Annotated in this window: 20 protein-coding genes and 1 pseudogene; 8 read left to right on the top strand and 13 right to left on the bottom strand. The window is 73.3% G+C overall.

Annotation, left to right across the window (positions count from 1 at the left end; translation table 11 throughout):
- Positions 1 to 187: 187 nt before the first annotated feature.
- Both phoH2 and KCH_RS22235 read right to left on the bottom strand, forming a co-directional pair.
- On the bottom strand, positions 188 to 1,519 hold the full coding sequence (gene phoH2 / locus KCH_RS22240; RefSeq protein WP_035865489.1) for an RNA 5'-3' helicase PhoH2: 1,332 nt from the start codon (positions 1,517 to 1,519) through the stop codon (positions 188 to 190).
- 214 nt (positions 1,520 to 1,733) lie between these two features.
- Positions 1,734 to 2,528, bottom strand: a complete 795-nt coding sequence (locus KCH_RS22235) for an isoprenyl transferase (protein WP_051653343.1) — start codon at positions 2,526 to 2,528, stop codon at positions 1,734 to 1,736.
- 336 nt (positions 2,529 to 2,864) lie between these two features.
- Between KCH_RS22235 and KCH_RS22230 the strand changes: the two genes are divergently transcribed.
- Complete coding sequence (locus KCH_RS22230) at positions 2,865 to 4,475, top strand: chitinase (protein WP_035865486.1); 1,611 nt, start codon at positions 2,865 to 2,867, stop codon at positions 4,473 to 4,475.
- Positions 4,476 to 4,585: 110 nt separating this feature from the next.
- On the opposite strand, the gene KCH_RS22225 is transcribed toward KCH_RS22230, so the two are convergent.
- On the bottom strand, positions 4,586 to 5,251 hold the full coding sequence (locus KCH_RS22225) for a prepilin peptidase (protein ID WP_035865484.1): 666 nt from the start codon (positions 5,249 to 5,251) through the stop codon (positions 4,586 to 4,588).
- Positions 5,252 to 5,370: 119 nt separating this feature from the next.
- Between KCH_RS22225 and KCH_RS22220 the strand changes: the two genes are divergently transcribed.
- Positions 5,371 to 6,585, top strand: coding sequence for a pyridoxal phosphate-dependent aminotransferase (locus tag KCH_RS22220; protein WP_035865483.1), 1,215 nt, complete (start codon positions 5,371 to 5,373; stop codon positions 6,583 to 6,585).
- A 109-nt stretch (positions 6,586 to 6,694) separates the two neighbouring features.
- Here KCH_RS22220 and KCH_RS22215 read toward each other — a convergent pair whose 3' ends face one another.
- Positions 6,695 to 8,521 carry a phosphoenolpyruvate carboxykinase (GTP) gene (locus KCH_RS22215; RefSeq protein WP_035865480.1) on the bottom strand — a complete coding sequence of 609 codons (1,827 nt, stop codon included), beginning with the start codon at positions 8,519 to 8,521 and terminating at the stop codon, positions 6,695 to 6,697.
- 264 nt (positions 8,522 to 8,785) lie between these two features.
- Here KCH_RS22215 and trhA point away from each other — a divergent pair, with 264 nt between their 5' ends.
- Positions 8,786 to 9,454, top strand: a complete 669-nt coding sequence (trhA, locus tag KCH_RS22210; protein ID WP_425268799.1) for a PAQR family membrane homeostasis protein TrhA — start codon at positions 8,786 to 8,788, stop codon at positions 9,452 to 9,454.
- Between the two features lie 41 nt (positions 9,455 to 9,495).
- Here the strand turns inward: trhA and KCH_RS22205 are convergent, their stop codons facing one another.
- On the bottom strand, positions 9,496 to 9,768 hold the full coding sequence (locus tag KCH_RS22205) for a hypothetical protein (protein WP_035865477.1): 273 nt from the start codon (positions 9,766 to 9,768) through the stop codon (positions 9,496 to 9,498).
- 216 nt (positions 9,769 to 9,984) lie between these two features.
- Here KCH_RS22205 and KCH_RS22200 point away from each other — a divergent pair, with 216 nt between their 5' ends.
- Together KCH_RS22200 and KCH_RS22195 are read left to right on the top strand one after the other, a co-directional pair.
- Positions 9,985 to 11,529, top strand: coding sequence for an MFS transporter (locus KCH_RS22200; protein ID WP_051653342.1), 1,545 nt, complete (start codon positions 9,985 to 9,987; stop codon positions 11,527 to 11,529).
- Positions 11,526 to 12,182 carry a TetR family transcriptional regulator gene (locus KCH_RS22195; protein WP_084223847.1) on the top strand — a complete coding sequence of 219 codons (657 nt, stop codon included), beginning with the start codon at positions 11,526 to 11,528 and terminating at the stop codon, positions 12,180 to 12,182. Before KCH_RS22200 ends, KCH_RS22195 begins: the two co-directional genes overlap by 4 nt.
- A gap of 6 nt (positions 12,183 to 12,188) precedes the next feature.
- Here the strand turns inward: KCH_RS22195 and KCH_RS22190 are convergent, their stop codons facing one another.
- On the bottom strand, positions 12,189 to 13,136 hold the full coding sequence (locus tag KCH_RS22190; protein WP_035865475.1) for an NADP-dependent oxidoreductase: 948 nt from the start codon (positions 13,134 to 13,136) through the stop codon (positions 12,189 to 12,191).
- Between the two features lie 43 nt (positions 13,137 to 13,179).
- Here KCH_RS22190 and KCH_RS22185 point away from each other — a divergent pair, with 43 nt between their 5' ends.
- Positions 13,180 to 14,196, top strand: a complete 1,017-nt coding sequence (locus KCH_RS22185) for a GlxA family transcriptional regulator (RefSeq protein WP_084224241.1) — start codon at positions 13,180 to 13,182, stop codon at positions 14,194 to 14,196.
- Between the two features lie 42 nt (positions 14,197 to 14,238).
- On the opposite strand, the gene KCH_RS22180 is transcribed toward KCH_RS22185, so the two are convergent.
- Positions 14,239 to 15,018: a hypothetical protein gene (locus tag KCH_RS22180; RefSeq protein ID WP_051653341.1), complete on the bottom strand. Its 780-nt coding sequence runs from the start codon at positions 15,016 to 15,018 to the stop codon at positions 14,239 to 14,241.
- Between the two features lie 11 nt (positions 15,019 to 15,029).
- Positions 15,030 to 15,675: pseudogene (locus KCH_RS22175) on the bottom strand (papain-like cysteine protease family protein).
- A gap of 241 nt (positions 15,676 to 15,916) precedes the next feature.
- Between KCH_RS22175 and KCH_RS22170 the strand changes: the two are divergent.
- Complete coding sequence (locus KCH_RS22170) at positions 15,917 to 16,849, top strand: hypothetical protein (RefSeq protein ID WP_035865473.1); 933 nt, start codon at positions 15,917 to 15,919, stop codon at positions 16,847 to 16,849.
- A gap of 9 nt (positions 16,850 to 16,858) precedes the next feature.
- Here the strand turns inward: KCH_RS22170 and KCH_RS22165 are convergent, their stop codons facing one another.
- The gene (locus tag KCH_RS22165) at positions 16,859 to 17,623 is read right to left on the bottom strand and encodes an SDR family NAD(P)-dependent oxidoreductase (protein ID WP_035865470.1); all 765 of its coding nucleotides are present in this window, start codon (positions 17,621 to 17,623) and stop codon (positions 16,859 to 16,861) included.
- A gap of 5 nt (positions 17,624 to 17,628) precedes the next feature.
- Positions 17,629 to 18,360: a hypothetical protein gene (locus KCH_RS22160; RefSeq protein WP_051653340.1), complete on the bottom strand. Its 732-nt coding sequence runs from the start codon at positions 18,358 to 18,360 to the stop codon at positions 17,629 to 17,631.
- 81 nt (positions 18,361 to 18,441) lie between these two features.
- Here KCH_RS22160 and KCH_RS22155 point away from each other — a divergent pair, with 81 nt between their 5' ends.
- Positions 18,442 to 18,978, top strand: a complete 537-nt coding sequence (locus KCH_RS22155) for a MarR family winged helix-turn-helix transcriptional regulator (RefSeq protein WP_035865467.1) — start codon at positions 18,442 to 18,444, stop codon at positions 18,976 to 18,978.
- 200 nt (positions 18,979 to 19,178) lie between these two features.
- Here the strand turns inward: KCH_RS22155 and KCH_RS46135 are convergent, their stop codons facing one another.
- From KCH_RS46135 to KCH_RS22140, 3 genes are all read right to left on the bottom strand, one after another.
- The gene (locus tag KCH_RS46135) at positions 19,179 to 20,027 is read right to left on the bottom strand and encodes a GNAT family N-acetyltransferase (RefSeq protein WP_035865466.1); all 849 of its coding nucleotides are present in this window, start codon (positions 20,025 to 20,027) and stop codon (positions 19,179 to 19,181) included.
- 67 nt (positions 20,028 to 20,094) lie between these two features.
- Complete coding sequence (locus KCH_RS22145) at positions 20,095 to 22,128, bottom strand: thioredoxin domain-containing protein (RefSeq protein WP_035865464.1); 2,034 nt, start codon at positions 22,126 to 22,128, stop codon at positions 20,095 to 20,097.
- Between the two features lie 92 nt (positions 22,129 to 22,220).
- Positions 22,221 to 22,412, bottom strand: a complete 192-nt coding sequence (locus tag KCH_RS22140) for a hypothetical protein (RefSeq protein WP_051653339.1) — start codon at positions 22,410 to 22,412, stop codon at positions 22,221 to 22,223.
- Positions 22,413 to 22,457 lie beyond the last annotated feature (45 nt).

Genomic DNA, 22,457 nt, shown 5'->3' with positions numbered 1-22,457 from the left:
CTGACAGAACCCTCACCATGCCGCACGCGACGGTGTCTACGCAATTCCCTGTGCCGTGGCGGATCTCACAAACTTCGCCACCTGGGCCTTTGGTGGACGAACGGCCGAAGGGCCGTCAGCAGGGCTGACAGCGAAGGGGCCTGACGATATGCGTCAGGCCCCTTTGCCCCGGTGTGTCCGGTTATGGCTACGGCTGGATGTCCTCCAGCATCTCGGTCACCAGTGCGGCGATCGGCGAACGCTCCGAACGCGTGAGCGTGATGTGCGCGAACAGCGGATGGCCCTTCAGCTTCTCCACCACCGCGACCACGCCGTCGTACCGGCCGACCCGCAGGTTGTCCCGCTGGGCGACGTCGTGGGTGAGCACCACGCGGGAGTTCTGGCCGATCCGGGAGAGCACCGTGAGCAGCACGTTGCGCTCCAGGGACTGCGCCTCGTCCACGATCACGAAGGCGTCGTGCAGCGAGCGCCCGCGGATGTGGGTGAGCGGCAGCACCTCCAGCATGCCGCGGGAGATGACCTCCTCGATCACGTCCTGGGTGGTGACGGCGGAGAGGGTGTCGAACACCGCCTGCGCCCAGGGGCCCATCTTCTCGGCCTCGCTGCCCGGCAGGTAGCCGAGTTCCTGGCCGCCGACCGCGTACAGCGGGCGGAACACCATCACCTTGCGGTGCTGGCGGCGCTCCAGGACGGCTTCGAGGCCGGCGCACAGGGCGAGCGCGGACTTGCCGGTGCCGGCCCGGCCGCCCATCGAGATGATGCCGATCTCCGGGTCGAGCAGCAGGTCGAGGGCGATCCGCTGCTCGGCGCTGCGGCCGCGCAGGCCGAAGGCCTCACGGTCGCCGCGGACCAGCTTCACCCGGCCGTCGGGGGCCACCCGGCCGAGGGCGCGGCCGCGCTCCGAGTGCAGCACCAGGCCGGTGTGGACCGGGAGTTGCTCGGCGCCGTCGAGGCCGAGGGCGTGGTCCTGGCCGGCGAACAGCTCGTCCACCTGGTCGGCGGGGACGTGCAGTTCGGTCATGCCCGTCCAGCCCGAGGTGATCGCCAGCTCGGCCCGGTACTCCTCGGCCAGCAGGCCGACCGAGCTCGCCTTGATCCGCAGCGGCAGGTCCTTGGAGACCACGGTGACGTCGTAGCCCTCGGCCTGCAGGTTGCGGGCGACCGCGAGGATCCTGGTGTCCGCCTCGCCGCCGCCGGCCCGGTAGCCGGCCGGCAGGATCGACAGGTCGGAGTGGTTCAGCTCGACCCGGATCGTGCCGCCGAGGTCGCCGACCGGGATCGGCTCGTCGAGCCGGCCGTGCCGGATGCGGAAGTCGTCCAGCATCCGCAGCGCCTGGCGGGCGAAGTAGCCCAGCTCCGGGTGGTGCCGCTTGGCCTCCAACTCGGTGACCACGACCACCGGGAGGACCACCTCGTGCTCCTCGAAGCGCGTCATGGCGAGAGGGTCGGCCAGGAGCACGCTGGTGTCGAGGACGTACGTGCGCCGGTCTGGTGTCCGGCGGCTCTTGGTACTGACCACTAGCCCTCCAGAGCGGGTGACCCGACGTCACCCGCGGCCCACCGGTCCCCGCGGCCCCGCTGGCCGGGGGGACGGTCTGAGTGGAGTATTCCCAGGCGAGGAGGCCCGCATTCGCGCCGGAGCGAACGGCGGGATCACAACCGGTGAACGTTTTCCCACCAGCCCCAGGGGTATGGGGACCTGACCGGGCGTCAGCGCCGGCAGCGGCCGGGTGTCAGCGGCCCATCCGCCGGTTGCGCAGCTGGTAGTCGCGCAGCGCCCGCAGGAAGTCGACCTTGCGGAAGGCCGGCCAGTACGCCTCGCAGAAGTAGAACTCGCTGTGCGCGGACTGCCACAGCAGGAAGCCGGAGAGCCGCTGCTCGCCGGAGGTGCGGATCACCAGGTCGGGGTCGGGCTGGCCCTTGGTGTAGAGGTGCTCGGCGATGTGCTCGACGTCGAGGATTTCGGCCAGTTCCTCGATCGAGGTGCCGCGGTCGGCGTGCTCCTGGAGCAGGGAGCGGACGGCGTCGGCGATCTCCTGCCGGCCCCCGTAGCCGATGGCGACGTTGACGGTCAGTCCGTCGATGTGCGCGGTGTCCTGTTCGGCCTGCTTGAGGAGTTCGGTGGTGCGGGCGGGCAGCAGGTCGAGCGCGCCGACCGGGTGGACCTTCCAGCGGCCGGCGTCGACCAGGCCCTGGACGGCGTCCTCGATGATGCCGAGCAGCGGGACGAGCTCCTCGGCGGGGCGGGCCAGGTTGTCGGTGGAGAGCATCCAGAGGGTGACCACCCGGACGTCGGTCTCCGCGCACCAGCCCAGGAACTCGCTGATCTTGTCGGCGCCGCGCTGGTGCCCGTACGCGGTGGTGCCGCCGGTGGCCTTGGCCCAGCGGCGGTTGCCGTCCAGGATCACCCCGATGTGGTGCGGGGTGTTGGCCAGGTGCACCTCGACCCGCCGGCCGTACAGCCGGTAGGCCCGGTCCAGCAGGGTGCGCAGTCCCGGCGTGCGCTCGACCACATCGCGCAGACCCATCGTGAACGGCCCCTCCGTGCTGATTGCTCCGGGTGCGAAATCCCTGCGGCAGCCTACTCCGCCCGGCATTACCGGAGGTAAAACCGCAGGTACCGGTCTTGTCACAGTGCGCGCACGGGGTCGGATACGGAACGGTCTCCGAATCCTTAAACGGTCCCTAAACCGGATTCCGGGTCTTGACGCTTGCCATTGGTCTAGTCCAGCGTGTGGTCAGCACCACAGCGGACCCACCCCCACAGCGGAGCCGCCGCGACCCCCACCGCGGCGGCTCTTCCCTCCCCCGCCACGTCTGCTCTCCCCCACACCCCCTCCCCCTCTCCTGCACTGGAGCCTGTCATGGCCCGTACCCTGCAGCAGCCGTCCCACCGGCGCCGCAACAAGTTCCCGGCGGTGCTCGCCACCGCGACCGCGCTGGCGCTGGCCGGCACCGGCCTGGCCCTGTCGGCCGGCGGCGCGAACGCCGCGGTCGGCAACCTCGTGAACAACGGCGGCTTCGACTCCGGCCTTTCGGGCTGGACCTGCACCGGCAGCACCGCCGCGGTCTCCACCCCGGTCCACTCCGGCAGCGGCGCGCTGGCCGCCACCCCGGGCGCCGGCGACACCGCCGAGTGCACCCAGACCGTGTCGGTGCTCCCCAACACCGCCTACACGCTGAACGGTTGGGTCCAGGGCCAGTACGTCTACCTGGGCGCCCGCGGCACCGGCGGCACCGACCCGTCCACCTGGTCGGCGCAGAGCGCCTGGAACCAGCTGAACACCACCTTCACCACCGGCGCCAACACCACCAGCGTCACCCTGTACGTGCACGGGTGGTACGGCCAGCCCACCTACTACGCGGACGACATCCAGCTGATCGGCCCGGGCGGCACCGCCACCCCGACCCCGTCGGCCTCCGCCACCTCGGCCTCGCCGAAGCCGTCCGCCTCCGCCTCCGCCTCGGCCTCCCCGTCGCAGAGCGCCTCGCCGTCCGCCTCGGCCTCGCCCTCGCAGAGCGCCTCCCCGTCGGCGTCCAACTCGCCCAGCCCGTCCGGCTCCCCGACGCCGAACACCGGCCTGCCGAAGCACGTGCTGACCGGCTACTGGCAGAACTTCGACAACGGCTCGACCGTGCAGCGGCTGCGCGACGTGCAGTCCGCGTACGACATCATCGCGGTCTCCTTCGCCGACGCGACCACCACCCAGGGCGGCATCTCCTTCACCCTGGACCCGGCGCTGGCCACCAAGCTCGGCGGCTACACCGACGCCGACTTCAAGGCCGACATCGCCGCCAAGCACGCGGCCGGCAAGAAGGTCGTGCTCTCCATCGGCGGCCAGAACGGCGCGATCTCGGTGGCCAGTTCGGCCGCCGCGACCGCCTTCTCCGACTCGGCGTACAAGCTGATCCAGCAGTACGGCTTCGACGGCATCGACGTCGACCTGGAGAACGGCGTCAACGCCACCTACATGTCGCAGGCCCTGCACACCCTGCAGGCGAAGGTCGGCTCCGGCTTCGTGCTGACCATGGCCCCCGAGACCATCGGGATGTACTCCACCGCCGGCGCGTACTTCCAGCTGGCGCTGGCCACCAAGGACATCCTCACCGTCGTCAACACCCAGTTCTACAACTCCGGTGGCATGAACGGCTGCGACGGCAAGGTCTACACCCAGGGCACCATCGACTTCATCACCGCGCAGGTCTGCACCCACATCCAGGGCGGTCTGCGTCCCGACCAGGTCGGCATCGGCGTCCCCGCCTCCACCAAGGCGGCCGGCGGCGGCTACGTCAACTCGACCGTGGTGAACAACGCGCTGGACTGCCTGGCCACCGGCAACCACTGCGGCAGCTTCGTCCCGCCGGCCAAGTGGCCGACCATCCGCGGCGCGATGACCTGGTCGACCAACTGGGACGCCAACAACGGCAACGACTTCTCCAACAACGTCGGGGCGTTCGTCCGCGGCATGCAGTGACTCTCCGCCGGTGCACCGCTCCTTGAGGGTGGAGTCGGTGCACAACCAGGGGCCCGTCGTACCGCTGGGGGTACGACGGGCCCCGCCCATGTCCGGGCCCTGACGGCGCGTCAGGCCGTCGCCAGCACGGCTGCCAGGGTGCCCAGCAGCATCGCCGGGCCGAAGGCCAGTTCGGTGCGGCGGCCCGCCCGGCGCAGCACCAGCAGCACCACCGCCCACAGCGCGGCGACCAGCCACATGCCGAGGACGCCGGCGTAGACCGTGCGCCAGCCCGCCAGGCCCAGCACCGCACCGAGCGACGGGGCGAGCTTGACGTCGCCCAGGCCCATCGGCGCGAGCAGCGCCAGCAGCAGGAACAGCCCGCCGAGGATGCCCGCCGCCAGCGCGCAGCGCAGCCACACCGCGGGGCGGTGGTCGGCGAGCGGGAGCAGCAGGACCGTCCCGGCCAGCAGCGGCAGGGTCAGCGCGTCCGGCAGGCGCTTCACCGCGCCGTCCACGAAGCCGAGCACCACGCCGAACAGCGCGACCCACACCAGCAGCGGCAGCCACCGCGGCGGCGCGCCCGCCGCGAGCGCGGCCCCGACCGCGGCGGCGACCGCCTCGACGGTCAGCGGCGGCGGTCCGCTCCGCTCGCCGCAGCGCACGCAGCCGCCCATCGGCGTCACCGCGCAGCTGCGCCACGGCTCCCCGGCCGGCACCGCGAACCGCACCACCAGCGAGCGCAGCGGCACTCCGGCCAGCAGGCCGAGCACCGCCCCCAGCACTGCCCCGAACATCCGGCACCTCCCCTGACGGCCCGCCGCGACCCTACCGCCGCACCACCGCTCGCCCGTCCGTGTCCAGGTGGCGAACACCACGCGGGGAACGGCCCGGCCCGGCCGTAAAGTACTCGGGTATGCAGGTCATCCAGTCCAGCAAACTCGCCAATGTCTGCTACGACATTCGCGGCCCGGTGCTCGACGAGGCGATGCGGCTGGAGGAGCAGGGCCACCGCATCCTCAAGCTCAACACCGGCAATCCGGCCGCCTTCGGTTTCGAGGCCCCGCCCGAGATCCTCCAGGACATCCTCCGCAACCTGTCCTCCGCGCACGGCTACGGCGACTCGAAGGGCCTGCTGTCGGCCCGCCGCGCCGTGGTCATGCACTACGAGGAACGCGGTCTGCACGGCCTCTCGGTCGAGGACGTCTACCTGGGCAACGGCGTCTCCGAGCTGATCCAGCTCGCCATGACCGCCCTCCTCGACGACGGCGACGAGGTCCTCGTCCCCGCCCCCGACTACCCGCTGTGGACGGCGTCCGTCTCGCTCGCCGGCGGCACCGCCGTCCACTACCGGTGCGACGAGCAGGCCGACTGGTACCCGGACCTCGCCGACATCGCCGCGAAGATCACCGACCGCACCCGGGCGATCGTCGTGATCAACCCCAACAACCCCACCGGCGCGGTCTACCCGCGCGAGGTGCTGGAGGGGATCGTCGAACTCGCCCGCGAGCACAGGCTGGTGGTGTACGCGGACGAGATCTACGACAAGATCCTCTACGACGGCGTGGAGCACGTCCCGCTCGCCACCCTCGCCCCGGACCTGTTCTGCATCACCTTCAACGGCATGTCGAAGTCCTACCGGGTGGCCGGCTTCCGCAGCGGCTGGATGGTGCTCTCCGGCGACCGGCAGCGCGCCCGCTCCTACATCGAGGGCCTCAACGTGCTCGCCTCGATGCGGCTGTGCGCCAACATGCCCGCCCAGCACGCGGTCGCCGCGGCGCTCGGCGGACGGCAGTCCGTCCGCGACCTGGTCCTGCCCGGCGGGCGGCTCCTCGCCTCCCGGGACGCCGCGTTCAAGCTGCTCAACGAGATCCCCGGCGTCTCCTGCGTGAAGCCGAAGGGCGCGCTGTACGCGTTCCCCCGGCTCGACCCGCAGGTCTACAAGATCAAGGACGACGCGCAGATGGTCCTCGACCTGCTGCGCTCCCAGCGGATCCTGATCGTCCAGGGCACCGGCTTCAACTGGCCCGACCCCGACCACTTCCGCCTCGTCACCCTCCCCCGCCCGGAAGACATCACGGACGCGGTCACCCGCATCGGCGACTTCCTGTCGGGCTACGTGCAGGCCTGATCGCTCCCCGCGGGGCGCGGGGAACGGCGCGCTGCGGAAGGGCCCGGACAAGCGGGATCCGCCCGAGGAGAGAAGCCCCTCCTCGGGCGGATCCGCCGGTGGTTCGGCCTCAGCCGAGTCGCTTGACCAGCGCCTGGTACTCGTCCCACAGCGCCTTCGGCGTGTGCTCGCCGAACATCTCCAGGTGGGCCGGGACCAGCGCGGCCTCCTGCTTCCAGATCTCGGTGTCGACCGAGAACAGCAGCTCCTGGTCGGCGGCCGGGATGTCCAGGCCGTCCAGGTCGAAGCCGTCGACCTTCGGGAGGATGCCGATCGGGGTGTCGACGCCCTCGGCGGTGCCTTCGAGGCGCTCGACGATCCACTTCAGGACGCGGCTGTTCTCGCCGTAGCCCGGCCAGACGAACTTGCCGTCGGCGTTCTTGCGGAACCAGTTGACGTAGTAGATCTTCGGGAGCTTCGAGGCGTCGGCCTCGGCGCCGACCTTCAGCCAGTGCGCGAAGTAGTCGCCCATGTTGTAGCCGCAGAACGGCAGCATGGCGAACGGGTCGCGGCGCAGCTCGCCGACGGTGCCCTCGGCGGCGGCGGTCTTCTCGGAGGCGATGTTCGCGCCGAGGAAGACGCCGTGCTGCCAGTCGAAGGACTCGGTGACCAGCGGGACGGCGGTGGCGCGGCGCCCGCCGAAGAGGATCGCCGAGATCGGGACGCCCGCCGGGTCCTCCCACTCGTCGGCGATGGTCGGGCACTGCGCGGCCGGGACGGCGAACCGCGCGTTGGGGTGGGCGGCGGGGGTGCCGGACTCGGGGGTCCAGTCGTTGCCGCGCCAGTCGGTGAGGTGCGCGGGCGGGTTCTCGGTGAGGCCCTCCCACCACACGTCGCCGTCGTCGGTGAGCGCGACGTTGGTGAAGACGGTGTTGCCCCAGAGGGTCTTGATGGCGTTGGCGTTGGTGTCCTCGCCGGTGCCGGGGGCGACGCCGAAGAAGCCGGCCTCGGGGTTGATGGCGTGGAGCCGGCCGTCGGCGCCGAAGCGCATCCAGGCGATGTCGTCGCCGATGGTCTCGACCTTCCAGCCCGGGACGGTCGGCTGGAGCATGGCGAGGTTGGTCTTGCCGCAGGCGGACGGGAACGCGGCGGCGACGTACTTGACCTCGCCGGACGGCGGGGTGAGCTTGAGGATGAGCATGTGCTCGGCCAGCCAGCCCTCGTCGCGGGCCATGGTGGAGGCGATCCGCAGCGCGTAGCACTTCTTGCCGAGCAGGGCGTTGCCGCCGTAGCCGGAGCCGAAGGACCAGATCTCCTTGGTCTCCGGGAAGTGCGAGATGTACTTGGTGGTGTTGCACGGCCAGGCGACGTCGGCCTCGCCCTCGGCGAGCGGGGCGCCGACGGTGTGCACGGCCTTGACGAAGTCGCCGTCCTCGCCGAGCTGGTCGAGCACGGCCTGGCCCATGCGGGTCATGACGCGCATCGACACGGCGACGTAGGCGGAGTCGGTGATCTCGACGCCGTACGCGGCCAGCGGGGAGCCGACCGGGCCCATGGAGAACGGCACCACGTACATGGTGCGGCCCTTCATGGCGCCGCGGAACAGGCCGTTCTCGCCGGAGAAGACGTCCCGCATCTCGGCGGGGGCCTTCCAGTGGTTGGTCGGGCCGGCGTCCTCCTCCTTCTCCGAGCAGATGAAGGTGCGGTCCTCGACGCGGGCGACGTCGGACGGGTCGGAGGCCGCGTAGTAGGAGTTGGGACGCTTGGTCTCGTCGAGCTTGATGAAGGTGCCCTGGGCGACGAGCTGCTCGGCGAGGCGGTGGTACTCCTCCTCGGAGCCGTCGCACCACACCACGCGGTCGGGCTGGGTGAGGTCGGCAATCTCGTTGACCCACTCCACCAGACGCTGGTGGCGGGTGGGCGCGGACTCGGTGATCGCAGAGATCTGAGGCGACACGATCGCTCCGTTTCACACCATCTCGGCCAGGAGACGGCTTCGCGGGGGTTGAGGGTGCTTACACGGTAGACCCGCCCGCGCGCCCCTCCTTCGGCAGAATGGCGTCATTGACGAGATTTTTACTCCACAGTGTCTGGTTCGGAGGCCCCGAACCACTCGGCGGATGCCCCGGCCGGCCCTGTCGCACACCACCCGAACACTCCAGAACGTCTAAAAGTGAGGATCACCACTTTCCTACGCGCCGGTAACCTACGGTTCCGTAAGATGCTGCCCATGACCGCGGAAGCCCTCGAGCTCGTCAAGCCCAAGTGGCGCGGCTGGTTGCATGCCGGAATGTTCCCGGCCGCCCTCGCCGCCGGAATCGTGTTGATCTGCCTGGCCCAGACGACGGCGGCGCGGGTCGCCTGCGTCGTCTACTCGGTGAGCGCCTGGATGCTGTTCGGGGTGAGCGCGGTGTACCACCGCTTCACCTGGGGGCCGCGCGGCGAGGCGGTGCTGCGCCGGCTGGACCACGCCAACATCTTCCTGATCATCGCCGGGACGTACACCCCGTTCACCATGCTGCTGCTGGAAGGCGCGCGGCAGCAGGTGCTGCTGTGGCTGGTGTGGGGCGGCGCGCTGGCCGGGATCGCGTTCCGGGTGTTCTGGGTCGGCGCCCCGCGCTGGCTGTACACCCCGTGCTACGTGGCGCTCGGCTGGGCGGCGGTGTTCTTCCTGCCGGACTTCCTGCACAAGGGCGGCGCGGCGGTGCTGACGCTGATCGTCGTCGGCGGCGCGCTCTACACCGTCGGCGGAGTGATCTACGGCCTGAAGCGGCCGAACCCGTCACCGCGCTGGTTCGGCTTCCACGAGGTGTTCCACGCCTTCACGCTGGGCGCGTTCATCGTGCAGTACGTGGGGGTCTCGCTGGTGGCGTACACCGTGGCGACCTGACGCCCCGCAGCACCGTTCCTCTCCCCTGTCCCCTGGTACCGCTAGTACCGCGCCGGCTGGGCGGCCCTCGCCTCCAGTCGCTCCCGGGCCCGACGGCAGCGCTCGCAGTGCGCCCCGTCGGGCCCTTCGCCTGCCGCGCGCTGGTGGGCCCGGCCGCGGAAGCGGTAGGCGACCCAGCCCATCACGGCCAGCACTTCGACCGCGGAGACCACCCAGACCAGGCGGGCGCCGCCGATCAAGTACCCGGCTATGACGGCCAGCGCGGCCAGCACACCAGCCACGCCGCTCCAGAACCCGGTCGCTCCGTACTCCATTGGCAAACCTCCCGCCGGCCGACAGGTCGTCTGACAGGTCGTCAGAGAACTCCCCACCTACAGTGACACGCTCGGCACGCAGCGCGGGCGAACGGGGGATCAACAGCGCATCAATTCCAGAAGTGGGGATCCCGCAGCGCGGGCTTCGGTTGACACTCACCATCTTTTGAGAGCTACTCTCATTTCAGAGAGACACTCACGGATGGGGGTTCCGTCATGCCTGCTCCGCACCCGCGGCGCTGGATCGCGCTGATCGCGGTCGCGCTCAGCGTGCTCGTCATCGGCTTCGACACCACGGTGCTGAACGTCGCGCTGCCCGACCTGGCCCGGCAGTTGAACGCCACCACCGGTCAGCAGCAGTGGATCGTCGACGCCTACACGGTGGTGTTCGCCGCCGCCCTGCTCCCGGCCGGCCTGCTCGGCGACCGGGTCGGGCGCCGCCGCACCCTGGTGCTCGGCCTCGCCCTGTTCGGCGTGGCCTCGGTGCTCGGCACCCTGGCCGACGGCCCGGGCACCCTGATCGCCGCCCGCGCCGGGATGGGCCTGGCTGCCGCCTTCGTGATGCCGATGTCGATGGCGGTGATCCCGGCGATCTTCCCGACCGGCGAACAGCGCCGCGCCACCTCCCTGTTGACCACCATGGCGGCGCTCGGCGTGCCGCTCGGGCCGATCATCGGCGGGCTGCTGCTGCGCGGCTTCTGGTGGGGCTCGATCTTCCTGATCAACGTGCCGCTGGTGCTGCTCGGCACGGTCGCCTGCCTGCTGCTGCTCCCCGAGTCCGCCGACCCGGCCGCGCCCCGGATCGACCTGCCCTCCGCGGCTCTGGCGGCCGGCGGTCTGGCCGCGCTGACCTGGGGGATCATCGAGGGCGCCGAGCGCGGCTGGGGCGACGCCCTGGTGCTCGGCGCGCTGATCGGCGCGGTGGCCGCACTGACCGGCCTGGTGCTGCGCAGCCGCCGCCAGGAGCACCCGATGCTCGACCTGGGGCTGCTCGCCGAACCGGTGTTCCGCTGGTCCGCGGTGGCCGTCACGCTGGTCTCGATCGCCCTGTTCGGCGGGTTCTTCGTGCTGCCGGCCTACTTCCAGAGCGTGCTGGGCACCGACGCGCTCGGCAGCGGACTGCGGCTGATGCCGATGATGGGCGGCCTGCTGGTCGCCGCCCGGCTCGGCGAGCGCCTGGTGCACCGCTCCTCCCCGCGCGCCGTGATCACCGCCGGGCTGGCGCTGATCGCCCTGGCGCTGCTGGTCGGCAGCCGCACCGCGGTCGGCGACGGCTACGGGTGGACGGCGCTGTGGCTGCCGCTGTTCGGCATCGGGCTCGGCCTGGTCCTGATCACCGCGACCGCCTCCGCCCTGCTCCTGCTGCCGCCGGCCCGGGCCGGGGTCGGCGCCGGGCTGGTGCAGACGCTCCGTCAGGTCGGCGGCGCGGTCGGCGTCGCCGGGTTCGGCAGCCTGCTGGCGGCCGGCTACCGCTCCGGACTGCACCTCCCGGCGCTGCCGGCGGACGCCGCGCAGCGGGTCCGCGGTTCGGTGATCGCCGCCGACGCGGTCGCCGAGCGGCTGGCCGACCCGGCCCTGGCCGCGACGGCGCACGGCGCGTACGTGCACGGCATGGGCCTGGTGCTGCTGGCCGCCGGGCTGCTCGCGGCGGTGTCCGCCGTGCTGGTGGCGCTCCGGATGCCGGGCGGCGGCGACCCGGTGGCGCCGGCGGTGCGGCCGGTGGCCCCGGTGACGGGTGATCCCCGAGAATCGACGGTATGACCACCCCGCGCAGCGCCCGGCCCCGCCCGTCCGACGACCCCTCCGGTTCGTTGGAGGAGCTGATCGAAGCGCCGCTGTCGCTGCGCGAGCGCAAGAAGCTGAAGACCCGTCAGGCCCTGCGCCGGGAGGCCTTCCGCCTGTTCGAGGAGCAGGGCTGGGAGGCCACCACCGTCGACCAGATCGCGGCGGCGGCGGAGGTCTCCCCGTCCACCTTCTTCCGGTACTTCCCGACCAAGGAGGACCTGGTCCTCAGCGACGAGTACGACCCGCTGATGGCCGCCGCGATCCGGTCGCGTCCGGCGGACGAGCCGTTCCTCACCTCCGCGCGGGAGGTGCTGGTCGCGCTGGTCCGCCGGATCGACGCGCAGGAGCACGCGGAGCTGTACCAGCGGATGCGGCTGACCGCCGCGGTGCCGTCGCTGCGGGCCCGGATGCTCGACGGCACCAACCAGCCGACCGGGATGCTGCTCGAACTGCTCACCGAACGGGCCGGGTTGGACGCCCCCACCCTGGAGCTGCGGATCACCGCGGCCGTGGTCTCGGCGACGCTCACCGAGACCTCGCTGTACTGGGCCGACAACGGCGCCCGGGGCGACCTCGCGGAGCTGCTCGACCGGGCGCTGCGGCACCTGCAGGAGCTGGACCGGAGCTGACCCGGCTCAGTCGACCAGCAGCACCAGCTTGCCGGTGGTGCGGCCGGTGTCGCCGAGGGCGTGCGCCTTCGCGGCCTCCGCGAGCGGGAAGGTTCCGGCGATCTCGGCGCGCAGCAGGCCGCGTCCGGCGAGGTCGGCGACGGCCGCCATGCCCGCGTGGTCGGCCTCCACCAGCATCATCGCGGTGCGCACGCCGAGCCGGTCGGCCTCCTCGGCCAGGCCCTCGTACGGGACGGGCAGGATCGACACCAGCAGGCCGCCGCGGCGCAGGGTGCGCAGCGAGCGCAGCTGGTACTCGCCGCCGACGGTGTCGAGCACCACGTCGACGTCGCGCACCGCCCCGGCGAAGTCGGTGGTCCGGTAGTCGATCGGCTCGTCGACGCCGAGGCCGCGCAGGAAGTCGTGCTTGGCGGCGCTCGCGGTGCCGATCACGTACGCGCCGCGGGCCTTGGCGATCTGCACGGCGAGGTGTCCGACGCCGCCGGCCGCGGCGTGCACCAGCACCCGGTCGCCGGGGCCGACCTGCGCGGTGTCGACCAGGGCCTGCCAGGCGGTGAGCGCGGCCAGCGGCAGCGCGCCGGCCTGCACGGTGTCCAGGCCGGCGGGCCGGGCGGCGAAGGCCCGGGCGGGGCCGGTGACGTACTCGGCGTGGGCGCCGACGCCGTGCGGGTAGGGCAGCATGCCGAAGACCTCGTCGCCGGGCCGGAACAGGGTGACACCGAAGCCGACCGCCTCGACGGTGCCCGCGACGTCCCAGCCGAGCACGAACGGGGGCTCGCCGAGGAAGAGGCCGCTCGCGCGGTGCTTCCAGTCGGTGGGGTTCAGGCCGGCGGCCCGGACCTTCACCAGGATCTCGCTCGTCCCGGGCTCCGGGCGCGGGAGTTCGACCTCCCGCAGGACCTCGGGGCCGCCGAGGACGTCCTGGCTGATCGCGCGCATCGTGTTCGTCGTCATGCCTCCAGCCTGGCCCGCGCCGGACGCCCGCGGCAGTGGCATGATGGTCACCGTCCGATGGGATCCTGCCAGGAGGGCTGTCGTGCCGAACACCCCGCAGTCGCCGCCGCACCGCATCGCCGTGCTCGCCCTGGACGGCGTGTACCCCTTCGAACTCGGCATCCCCCGCCGGGTGTTCGCCTCCGCCGGGGACCGCTACGAGCTGGCCACCTGCACCGTGGACGGGCGGCCGGTGCGCTCCGACGCGGATTTCACGATCGCCGTCGAGCACGGCCCGGAGCTGCTCCGCACCGCCGACACCGTGGTCGTCCCGCCGTTCGACCTCGCGCTGGCCACCGACCGGCCCGCCCCCGGCGTCGCCGAGGCGCTGGCGCTGATCCGGCCCGGCACCCGGCTGATCTCGATCTGCACCGGCGCCTTCGTGCTCGCCGCCGCCGGCCTGCTGGACGGCCGGCCCGCCACCACCCACTGGGCGCTCGCCGACCACTTCCGCCGGCTCTTCCCGCGGGTGCTGCTCGACCCGGACGTGCTGTTCGTCGACGACGGCGACATCCTCACCTCGGCCGGCGCGGCCTCCGGCGTCGACCTGTGCCTGCACGTGCTGCGCCGCGACCACGGCACGGCCGTCGCCAACCACGCGGCCCGGCTGTGCGTCGTCCCGCCGTGGCGCGACGGCGGCCAGGCCCAGTACATCGAGCACCCCGTCCCGGCGGCCGGCGCGAGCGGCACCGCGGCGACCCGCGACTGGGCGCTGGCCCGGCTGCACCTGCCGCTGACCCTCGCCGAACTGGCCGGGCACGCCGCGATGAGCACCCGCACCTTCGCCCGCCGCTTCCACGACGAGACGGGCCAGAGCCCCGGCCGCTGGCTCACCCAGCAGCGCGTCGCCCTGGCCCGCCAGTTGCTGGAGGCCACCGACCTGACCGTCGACCAGATCGCCGGCCGGGTCGGTTTCGCCAACGCGGTGTCGCTGCGCCAGCACCTGCACGCCGCGATCGGCGTCTCGCCGCTCGCCTACCGGCGGACCTTCACGGGCAAGGCCTTCGCCGGCACGGCCTGACGGGACGTCACCGCAGGCGGGCCCGGCGGCGGCGCACGCCGATCACGGCCCCGGCCAGCGCGGTCGCGCCCAGTGCGGTGCCCGCGGTGAGCAGCGGGCCGGTGCGGTCGGCCCGGGCGCGGCCTCCGGGTCGGCCCGGAAGCCGCCCGCCCTGCCCGCGGTGTCGTACGCGGAGCCCGGCAGCTTGTCGCCGTACCGCTGGTGGACCAGCTGCTGGTAGGCGGCGACGGTGGTGCCGTGCGCGCCGACCGAGCGGCGGGCGGTGTCGTCGAGCGGCAGCACCCGGCCGTCCTTGAGCTCGTACCAGGCGCCGAGCTGCGGTTCGCGGAAGGCGGTGCCGCCGTCGGCGGCGGCCCGGGCCGCGTAGTCGCTCTCGTCGCTGCCGGAGGCGATGTTGACGACCCGCCAGCTGCCGTTCTGCCGGGCCGTCCAGACCGAGGCGGTCTGCCCGTCGGCGGCGACGGCCTTGGTGGCGGTGAACTCGACGGTGGCGACGGGTGCGCCGGGCCGGCCGGCCACGAACCCGGCGTCCAGGGTGCGGACCGGCACGGTGTCGCCGGTGAGCCGCGGCGCGGCGTCGGCCGCCGCCTTCGCCTCCTGGCTCGGGTCGATCGCCAGCGGCTGGGTCGGCGGCACTCCCTTCCGGGCGAAGAAGTGCCCCAACTGGTCCAGCACGGACGGGTTCTGGGCGGCGGCCCGGGCGGCGGCGAGATCACCCGCGCCGGGCTGGAGGTCGGTGGCCTGCGCCGACGGGGCGACGGCGAGGCCGAGGGCGGTGGCCGCGGCGAGGGCGGCGGCGAGTCGGACGCGGTGGCTGCTCATGTCGGGTCTCCTCACGCGCCGATCCGGTACAGGGAGTGGGTCCAGGAGAACGACCCGTTGCTCACGTAGTAGTTGTAGTCGCCCCAGTTGTAGCGGTAGTTGGACGGCCACGGGTCGCCCCAGTACAGCCAGTTGTTGCCGCTGTCGTAGCCGTACAGCACGTTCATGTGGCCGCCGCCGGAGCTCCACTGGATCCGGGTCTCCACCGGCCGGCCGGCGTCGATCTCGCCCTGCACGGTGGCGTACCGCAGGTAGCCGCTGACGTACGAGCCCGGGTTGATGCCGATCCAGTACAGCGCGTTCTGCACCTCGGCCAGGCTGGCCTGGCTGTTCGGGCAGGTGGAGTTGACGGAGCGTCCGAACGCGGCGTTGCAGAACTGGTTCTGGCTGTAGCTGTAGCCGTAGTAGGCGGCGATGGTGTTGCCGCCGGCCGCCCAGCACCAGTTGCTCTGCTGCTGGGCCTGCATGGTCAGGTTGAGGGTGCGCGAGGTGCCGGCCGCGAGCGGGGCCTGCGGTGTCGCGGCGGTCGCGGTCCGGGCCGCGGCGGGGCGGGGCGGCCTGGGCGGGGGTGGTGGCGACCGCGCTCAGCGCCGGAGCGAGGACGCCCAGGGCGAGTGCGGCGACCGTCCGACGCAGCCGCATCGGGGTGAGTGTCATGGGGGTACGGCCTCCTGGCAGGGGCGAGGAGTGGATGTGGGGGCGGCGTCCGGACGCGCTGCCGACGAGCATCCGGCCGTTGCCGTCGGGGGGTCAACGGCCTTGCCGCGCAGCGGAGTCGAGGTGTGAACGGGGCCCGTCGGGTGTGAACGGCGGCGCGCTGGGCAGCGCGGATATCGCCCGGGCCGGTGACAAGCCGTCCACAAGGTGTGAATATTCACGCTCAGTCGAGGAGGTGGCCATGCAGCAGCCCACCGCACCGCCCGAGTTGGCCCCGGTCCTGCGCACCGGGCCGTTCCACCTCGCCCTGCGGGCCGCCATCGCCGCCCGCGGCCTCGCCCTGCACCGGCTGCGCGAGCGGCTCGCGCAGCGCGGCGTGCACGTCGGCGTGACCAGCCTCAGCTACTGGCAGCAGGGCCTGCGCCGCCCCGAACGGGCCGAGTCGCTGCGCGCCGTCGCCGCGCTCGAAGAGGTGCTGGACCTGCCCGAGCACTCGCTGACCCGGCTGCTCGGCCCCCGCCGCGGCGCCCCCGACCCGGCCGCCCGGCCGGTCCGCCCCTACCGCGACCTGATCACCCCCGCCGAGGCGGTGGACGGCCTGCTCGCCGTGCTCTCCGGGCCGCCCGACACCGGCCTGCACACCGTCACCCACATCGAACGGATCCGGGTCGGCGCCGACCGCCGGCTCCAGCGCCGCGACTCCCAGCACGTGCTGCGCGCCCACCGCGACGGCATCGACCGCTACCTGGCGATCTACCAGGGCGACCCGGGCTGCGACATCGACCGGGTCCGGGTCCGCGCCGAGGAGAACTGCCGGCCCGGGCGGATCCGCCGCGACCCGGCCTCGCACCTGCTGGTCGCCGAACTGCTGCTGGACCGCCGGCTGCGCACCGGCGACACCCACCTGCTGGGCTACGGCTTCGACGAGTCGCCGTCGCCGCAGCCCAGCCGCGAGTACGTGCGCGGCTTCAACGCGGGCGCCGGGCAGTACGTGCTCCAGGTGACCTTCGACCCGGCCGCCCTGCCCGTCCGCTGCGACCGCTTCACCCGCCGCACCCCCGACCAGTCCCCGCTGGAGACCGAGGAGTTGACCCTCGACGGGCACCACTGCGCGCACCTGGTGGCCGCGGACCTGCCGCCCTGCCTGCTCGGCCTGCGCTGGGACTGGGAGTGACGCCGGGGATCAGCCGGTGATCCGCCCGCCGGCCACGTCGACCGTCAGGCCGGTCAGCCAGCCCGCGCCGTCGGAGGCCAGGAACAGCGCGGCGTCCGCGACGTCGGCCGGGGTGCCGAGCCGGCCCAGCGGGTGCGTCGCCGCGACCTTCGCCTGCACCTCGGCGGGCATCCGGGCCCGCACCCGCTCGGTCAGGATCGCCGACGGCGCAAGGCAGTTGACCCGGATGCCGTGCGGCCCGAGCTCGGTCGCCAGGTGCCTGGTCAGCATCACCACGCCCGAATTGGCCACCCCGTACGCCAGGTTGGCGCCGCTGGGCTGACGGCCCGCCGCCGAGGACATCGTCAGGATCGCGCCCGAGCCGCGCTCCAGCATGCCGGGCAGGAACGCCTGCACCGTCAGGAACACCGAGGTCAGGTCGGAGTCCAGCACCTCGCGCCAGCGCTGCTCGGACAGCTCCGCCGTCGGCACCGGGAACCCCTGGCCGCCCGCGAACACCGCCAGCACGTCCACCGCGCCGAACCGCTCGGCGACCGCCGCCCGGACGCCGTCCAGCGCCCGGGCGTCCGTCACATCGGCAGTGGCGGCCATCGCCTCCCCGCCCGCGGCGGTGATCTCCCCGACCACCGACGCCAGCGCCGCCCCGTCCCGGCCGACCACGCACACCGACGCGCCCTGCGCGGCGAACGCCCGCGCGGTGTGCGCCCCGATCCCGCGCGAACCGCCGGTGACCACCACCGTCCGGCCTGCCAGCTCCGCATACGTTCCGGTCATCTTGCTCAACTCCCCTGTGTCGGTGCTTCGTTCGGTCGGTGTTCGGTGGAGCGGCGGCGGGTCACCGGCAGCAGGGCGGCCACGAACAGCAGCCACACCAGCCCGCCGAAGCGGACCACCGGCAGCAGGTACATGAACCCGCCCGCCACCAGGGAGAGCAGCGCCAGCATCCCCGCGGCGGCCACCACCAGGCCCGCCCAGGTGACCGCGCGCGGCAGCAGACCGGCGATCATCGCCGACACCGAGACCCCGGCCGCCAGCAGCCCGAAGCCCGCCGCGAACGCGGGCCCGCCCGCCAGGAAGGACACGTCCGCCAGCGCCCGGCCGAGCGCCGGCGGCGCGTCCGCCGGCAGCCGGCCGCCCGCCCAGGCCGCCGCCGCGCCCAGCACCAGCGCGGACGCCGCCAGCACGCCGCCGACCAGCGTGATCGCCGAGCCGGGCGCGGTGATCCCGAGCGCCCGCAGCCGCCGGTAGAGCAGCGCCGCGCACAGCGCCAGCGGCACCGACGCGGCGAGCAGCAGCAGCGCCCCGAGCCGGGCCGCCCCGCCGTGCTCCTGCGCGTACCGCACCACTTCGGCGCCGGTGGCGTCCGGGCGTGGGGTGGCGCGGTTGACCACGGTGTACGCGATCGTCAGCGCCGTCACCGAGACGGTCGGCGCGAGCAGCGGCGGACCGGTCTGCGGGCGGCTCTTCGGGCGTCCGGCCGGGGCCGGGCGGGGCAGTGCGGTGGTGCTCATGGTTCCTCCCGTGGCATCCATCGATACACTCGGAATAATGATTACACCGTGGAACGATTGTCAAACGGGTACGATGTCGGCATGAGCATGGATCGAGAGGCGACCCGGCCCGGCGGCGACAAGCGCCCGGACACCCCGCCCCCGGCCGGACGGCCCGGACCCGGCGGCGGAGCCGCGTTCCTGCTGGCCCAGCTCGGCGCGCACGCCGCCGAGCGCTTCGCCCAGCGGATCGCCGAACTCGACCTCACCCCCGCCCAGGCCGGCCTGCTCCGCCTGCTGGTGCAGAACCCGGGCCGCAGCCAGCGCGAACTCGCCGACGCGCTCGGCATGCCGCCCAGCCGGTTCGTCCCGTTCGCCGACGGCCTGGAGCAGCGCGGCCTGATCGAGCGCCGCCGCAACGCGGAGGACCGCCGGCTGTACGCCCTGCACCTCACCGATCAGGGCCTGGCCCTGCTCGGCCGCCTGCGCGACACCGCCCTCGCCCACGAGCAGGACGTCACCCAGTCCCTCACCCCCGAGGAGCACGCCCAGCTCACCGCCCTGCTCACCCGGATCGCCGCCCAGCAGCAGCTCACCCCGGGCGTCCACCCGGGCTACCGCACCCTGCGCGGCCGCTGACGGGGCGTCGGGCGGCGCGGCCTGCGGGCGCTGACGGCGCGGTCCCGGGCGCTGCCGGCGCGGTCCCGGGCACTGCCGGCGCGGTCCCGGGCACTGCCGGCGCGGTCCCGGGCATGCGAAAGGGCCCCGGGGCGGATCCACCCGGGGCCCTCGCTCCTGCTACCTGCTACCTGCTACCTGCTACCTGCTCCTGCTTCCTGCTACGTGAAGGCGATCTCGACCGCGTCCGAGACGGGCCGGTAGCCGAGGCGCTGGTAGATCGCGTTGCTGACCGGGTTGGCCAGGTCGGTGTACAGCAGCACCTCGTCCGCGCCGCCGGCCTGCGCGTGCCGGGTGACGGCGGCGGTCAGCACGCTCGCGTAGCCGCGGCCGCGGTCGGCGGGCGGGGTGTAGACGGGGCCGATCCGGGACATCCCGGCGGCGGCCGGGCTGGCGCCGGCGAGGGAGACGGGGCGGCCGTCGGCCTCCCAGAGCAGCAGGGTGCCGCCGGCGATCCGCTGGTCGGCGTCGGCGGCCGGGTCGGCGGGCGGCTGGAGCCCGGCCTCGACGCAGAACTCGACCAGCCAGCGGGCGACGGTCTCCCGGTCGGCGGGCCCGGCGGCCCTGGCGTGCCCGGCGGGCGGGCTCGGCGGGGGCGTCAACTCGCCGAGCCGGAACAGCCGTTCGTTGTGGTCGACCTGCCAGTCGCGTCCGGTGATCCGCTGCCACTCGGTGGCGAAGGCCAGCGTGGTGCGGTGTTCGCCGGCCACCGCGTCGGGGCGGTCGCCGTCCTCGGCGAGCCGGCGGGCGAGGTCCTCGGCGGCGGCCACCGGCATCCGGCCGAGCCGCTGGCCCCACGGCGGGGTGCGCAGGCAGGCGCCGGCGACGGCGCCGTCCGGGCCGCGCCACCAGCCGAAGCGCGGCGGCAGTTCGCCGTACACGTTCAGGCCGTCCCGGCCGAGGCGTTCGACGATGGTGAGCAGCACGGTGTTCTCGGCGGGGTCGGCCGCGAGGAACTCCCCGGCTGCGGTGCGGAATTCGTCCAGTGACGTGGTGAGAGTCCAGCCCATGCCGCATCCTCCCCCGAGGAGGGCGCCGTCGACCAGCGGGTTTTCCGGCCGGCGGCGCCCGGGTCCGTCACCGGCCGCGCAGGCGGTCCTCGAGTTCGGCGACGTCCGCCGTGGGGCGCTCGCAGACGAAGTGCCGGCACACGTACGCGGCGGCCTTCCCGTCGAGCAGCGGGCGGTCCGCGAGCAGCGGCACCTCGGTGTCGCCGACCTCGCTGACCGCGACCACCGCGCCGGGGGCGGTGGAGCGCAGCGCGGCCAGGTGCAGCGCGGCGCGCCCGGCGTCGCCGGCCGGGCCGACCACCGCGACCTCGCGCGGCCCGTCGAGCAGCGCCTCGGCGACGGCCAGCCCCCAGCCGGTGAACCGCGGCGCGCGGGTGCCGAGCGTCGAGACGATGCCCAACGCCCGTTCCGCGGCGGTGCGGTGGCGTGCCGAGCCGGTGTACGCGGCGTACGTGAGCAGCGCCCCGGCGGCGGCCGTCCAGCCGGACGGGACGGCGTTGTCGGTGGGGTCCTGGGGGCGGCGGATCAGCTGCTCGGCGTCGTCGGCGGTGTCGTACAGCGCGCCGGACTTCTCGTCGGTGAAGTGCAGCAGCACCAGGTCCAGCAGTTCCCCGGCGAGTTGCAGCCAGGACGAGTCGCCGCCGACCGCGTACAGCGCGAGGAAGCCCTCGGCGGTGTCCGCGTAGTCCTCCAGCACGCCCGCGTTGGTCCCGGCCGCGCCGTCCCGGGAGGTGCGCAGCAGCCGGCCCTCGGGGGTGAGGTGGACGGTGATCAGCAGGTCGGCGGCGCGCTCGGCGGCCTCGACCAGGTCGGGGCGGTCCAGCAGTGCGCCGGCCTCGGCGAGGGCGGCGATCGCCAGGCCGTTCCAGGCCGCGACCACCTTGTCGTCGCGGGCCGGGGCGGGGCGCGAGGTGCGGGCCTCGAACAGCTTCGCCCGGATCTCCCGGTACTTCGCCGGGTCGGCGGGGTCGCGCGGCAGCTGGAGCACCGAGGTGCCGTGCTCGAACGTGCCGGTGACGTCGAAGAGTTCGACCGCGAGGGCGGCGTCCTCCGCGCCGAGCACCTCGGTCAGCTGCTCGGGCGTCCACGCGTAGTACGCGCCCTCGGCGTGCTTGCCGGTCGCCGGGTCCGTCGAGTCGGCGTCCAGCGCGGACGCGAACCCGCCCTCGGGGGTGCGCAGTTCGCGCAGCAGGAAGTCGGCGGTCTCCAGCACGGTCCGGCGGGCCTGCTCGTCGCCGGTGGCGCGCCACAGGTGCAGGTAGACCCGCATCAGCAGCGCGTTGTCGTAGAGCATCTTCTCGAAGTGCGGGACCGTCCAGGTGGCGTCGACCGCGTAGCGCGCGAACCCGCCGCCGAGCTGGTCGTACATTCCGCCGCGGGCCATCGCCTCGCAGGTCCGCCGGGCCATCTCCAGCGCCGCCTCGGAGCCGGTCCGGGCGTGGTGGCGCAGCAGGAACTCCAGCACCATCGACGGCGGGAACTTCGGCGCCCCGCCGAAACCGCCCCGCCGCTCGTCGTACGAGCGCGTCAACTCCACGACCGCGGCGTGTAGTTCGGCCTCACCGGGGGGCTGCGCGATTCCGCTGCCCACCGCGTACACGGAGGCCCGTTCGGCGAGGTCCTTGCCGATCCGCGCCGCGACCTCGGCGACCTCGGACCGCCGCCCCGTCCACGCCTTGTCCACGCCCTCCAGCACCTGCCGGAACGAGGGCATCCCGTGCCGCGGCTCGGGCGGGAAGTACGTCCCGAAGTAGAACGGCTCCTTCCCGGGCGTCAGGAACACCGTCATCGGCCACCCGCCCTGCCCGGTGGCCGCCTGCACCGCCTCCATGTACACCGCGTCGACGTCCGGCCGCTCCTCCCGGTCGACCTTCACCGCCACGAACCGCTCGTTCAGGAACCCGGCCGTCGCCTCGTCCTCGAACGACTCGTGCGCCATCACGTGGCACCAGTGGCACGCGGCGTACCCCACCGACAGCAGCACCGGGACGTTGCGCCGCTCCGCCTCCGCGAACGCCTCCTCCCCCCACGGCCACCACTCCACCGGGTTGTCAGCGTGCTGCAGCAGATACGGCGACGTCGCGCCCGCGAGACGATTCACGGCGCCACCCTCTCACAGCGCCCCGCTCGGACGGCGTGACTCGCGCGCTGCCGTTCGGGCGGCCCGATCGCTGCCGCGGGACGGGGCCGGGCTCAGTCGTCCTTGGGGTCGGGCTGCTCGGTGAAGTCGATCTTCTTGAAGCGGGCGTTCATGGACTTCAGGAGGAACCAGGTGGCGATGCCGAGGGCGGCGAAGACGACGAAGCCGAGGAGGCCGGGGGTGACCTTGGTTTCGTCGAGGGCGAGGTCGGCGGCGAGCTGGGTGACGTTCACGGGGGTGCTCATTCGTCCATGGTGACCCGGCCCTACGCGGGCCGGGTCACCGGGGGG

The organism is Kitasatospora cheerisanensis KCTC 2395 (genome assembly GCF_000696185.1).
In the GTDB taxonomy this organism is placed as follows: Bacteria; Actinomycetota; Actinomycetes; order Streptomycetales; family Streptomycetaceae; genus Kitasatospora; species Kitasatospora cheerisanensis.
The sequence above is the reverse complement of the archived record's forward strand: the minus strand, read 5'-3'. Positions and strand labels throughout refer to the sequence as shown.

Coding starts and splice junctions, on each gene's coding strand:
- KCH_RS22235 (WP_051653343.1), bottom strand. CDS start 2,528: ATGGGTCTGCGCGATGTGGTCGAGCGCACGCCGGGACTGCGCACCCTG.
- KCH_RS22230 (WP_035865486.1), top strand. CDS start 2,865: ATGGCCCGTACCCTGCAGCAGCCGTCCCACCGGCGCCGCAACAAGTTC.
- KCH_RS22225 (WP_035865484.1), bottom strand. CDS start 5,251: ATGTTCGGGGCAGTGCTGGGGGCGGTGCTCGGCCTGCTGGCCGGAGTG.
- KCH_RS22220 (WP_035865483.1), top strand. CDS start 5,371: ATGCAGGTCATCCAGTCCAGCAAACTCGCCAATGTCTGCTACGACATT.
- trhA (WP_425268799.1), top strand. CDS start 8,786: ATGCTGCCCATGACCGCGGAAGCCCTCGAGCTCGTCAAGCCCAAGTGG.
- KCH_RS22205 (WP_035865477.1), bottom strand. CDS start 9,768: ATGGAGTACGGAGCGACCGGGTTCTGGAGCGGCGTGGCTGGTGTGCTG.
- KCH_RS22200 (WP_051653342.1), top strand. CDS start 9,985: ATGCCTGCTCCGCACCCGCGGCGCTGGATCGCGCTGATCGCGGTCGCG.
- KCH_RS22195 (WP_084223847.1), top strand. CDS start 11,526: ATGACCACCCCGCGCAGCGCCCGGCCCCGCCCGTCCGACGACCCCTCC.
- KCH_RS22190 (WP_035865475.1), bottom strand. CDS start 13,136: ATGACGACGAACACGATGCGCGCGATCAGCCAGGACGTCCTCGGCGGC.
- KCH_RS22185 (WP_084224241.1), top strand. CDS start 13,180: ATGGTCACCGTCCGATGGGATCCTGCCAGGAGGGCTGTCGTGCCGAAC.
- KCH_RS22180 (WP_051653341.1), bottom strand. CDS start 15,018: ATGAGCAGCCACCGCGTCCGACTCGCCGCCGCCCTCGCCGCGGCCACC.
- KCH_RS22170 (WP_035865473.1), top strand. CDS start 15,917: ATGCAGCAGCCCACCGCACCGCCCGAGTTGGCCCCGGTCCTGCGCACC.
- KCH_RS22165 (WP_035865470.1), bottom strand. CDS start 17,623: ATGACCGGAACGTATGCGGAGCTGGCAGGCCGGACGGTGGTGGTCACC.
- KCH_RS22160 (WP_051653340.1), bottom strand. CDS start 18,360: ATGAGCACCACCGCACTGCCCCGCCCGGCCCCGGCCGGACGCCCGAAG.
- KCH_RS22155 (WP_035865467.1), top strand. CDS start 18,442: ATGAGCATGGATCGAGAGGCGACCCGGCCCGGCGGCGACAAGCGCCCG.
- KCH_RS46135 (WP_035865466.1), bottom strand. CDS start 20,027: ATGGGCTGGACTCTCACCACGTCACTGGACGAATTCCGCACCGCAGCC.
- KCH_RS22140 (WP_051653339.1), bottom strand. CDS start 22,412: ATGAGCACCCCCGTGAACGTCACCCAGCTCGCCGCCGACCTCGCCCTC.